Here is a 1,867-nt window from a genome sequence, read left to right as displayed (position 1 = left end):
CTTAAAAAAATTAGTTCCCGGTCTAATTTTTGTGGGATCGATTAAGATTGCTCCAGAAACAGGTGGAAAATCTTCATATGTATTCAAAGGCGTTTCTCCACTACCAAGAAATAAATACCCGTTGGGGGATAAAACTTCTCGAACTTTGTCCAAAACGGCTTTTTTGGTTTGCCAATCGAAATAGATGAGAACGTTACGTAAAAAGATAATGTCAAAAATGGTCTTTTCCAATGAATCGGTAACTAAATTCATTTGGCGAAACTCTACCATTTCACGAATGTTATCTTTTAGTTGCCATATCTTGCCAGAGTTTTGGAAATATTTCATCAAGAGCGTTTTGGGTAGCCCTCGCATAATTTCCATCTGGTGATAGCTTGCAGCGCGGGCGCGGGCAATCATTTCATGAGATAAATCTGTGGCAAGTAAACGAATTTTCCAAGTTGCTAGTTCGGGAAATTGTTCCCATAATAACATGGCGATACTGTAGGGCTCTTGACCGCTGGAACACGCAGCACACCAAATATTGAGAGTTTGTTGTGTCTGTTTTTTACGTATTAATTCGGGTAAGATAGTTTTGGCGATCGCATCAAATGGATAGACATCTCGAAAAAAAGAAGTTTCTGTCAGAAGCATAGCTTCAATTACTTGGATATGTAAATGATTAAAGGGCTGAGATTGTAGTTTATTCATTAACTCTCCCAAGGAATTTAACTTCATCTTAGTAACTAGAGGCGCTAAGCGTAAGTCCGCTAAATATGCCTTGTCACTGCTTATGACAACTGAGGAATACCCACGCACTAATTCACGAAGATAATTGAAATCGTAAAAGTTTATAGACATCTACATTAATTATTTTTTTGGCTTTCAACTGTTTCGAGATATTGAAGAAGTAACCAGGCATATACTTTTAACTCAAAAGCATTACTGAGAGCAGAAATTGGCGACTGAGCTTTGGAGTTTATTGACAACAACAGCTAATCCATCTAAAGAGGTTGTCACTTCTTCTGATTTTTGGGCAGTTGTTGTAGAAATAGCATTTACTCGCTTGACAGTAGCTGTAATTTCCTCTGCTGAGAAAGTCTGTTTTTTACTGGCGGAAGTGATGTTTTCCACCAAACCGTTAATTTCGCGACTGACTTCAATAATCGCAATTAAATTAGTTTTAGCAGCCGCCGCAATTTGCGTTCCTTCTACTACTTGTTGATTACCAGATTCCATCGCACCCATTACACGACTAATTGCATCCTGAATGGTGTGGACAATTTGGTAAATTTCTTCAGTAGCAGAAGCAGAACGTTTAGCTAACTTACGGACTTCTTCAGCAACTACGGCAAAGCCTTTTCCTTGCTCTCCGGCTCGTGCTGCTTCAATTGTAGCATTAAGAGCGAGTAGGTTTGTTTGAGATGCAATATCAGAGATAGAAGTGACAATTTTACCAATTTGTCTCGATCCTTCACCCAAACACTTCATCATTTCCGATGTTTCCGCTATTGTTTCGCGAAGCCGATCGATTGCCGAGACAGTAAGGTCTACAGCTTTGCCACCCGTTTCGGCTCGTTTAGCAGCTTGTTGGGCGACTTGTTCGGCTCGTTTAGCAGCTTCTGAGACTTCTTTAATAGAGGCGACCATTCGTTCCAATTGCCGTAAAGTTGCTTCAATTTGTGAGGCTTGGCTGCGGGCTTGTTGGGCTAGTTCAGTGGTATCGCCTACTGATACTTTGGTAGCTTGGTTAACTTGGTCAGTGGCATTTTGAATGTCGATCGCAACTTTACGTAAAGAACCGACCAGATAGTTAAAGGAATCTGCTATCGTTCCTAAAATTTCGTTATCAACTTGTGCTTTAACTGTTAAGTCTCCCTTCGCTGCC

General features: G+C 40.4%; 2 protein-coding genes. Both read right to left on the bottom strand.

From position 1 onward, the window contains the following. Nucleotides 1-690: protein-glutamate O-methyltransferase CheR (locus H6S82_RS31610; RefSeq protein ID WP_242057193.1), on the bottom strand; the 690-nt coding region annotated here is incomplete at its 3' end. 231 nt (nt 691-921) lie between these two features. Then, nucleotides 922-1,867, bottom strand: a 946-nt coding sequence (locus tag H6S82_RS31605) for a methyl-accepting chemotaxis protein (RefSeq protein ID WP_191057369.1), incomplete at its 5' end; no start/stop codon positions are given.

Source organism: Planktothrix sp. FACHB-1355 (genome assembly GCF_014748295.1).
Taxonomy (GTDB): Bacteria; Cyanobacteriota; Cyanobacteriia; order Cyanobacteriales; family Aerosakkonemataceae; genus Aerosakkonema; species Aerosakkonema funiforme_A.
This window is presented reverse-complemented; position numbering and strand designations above follow the sequence as displayed.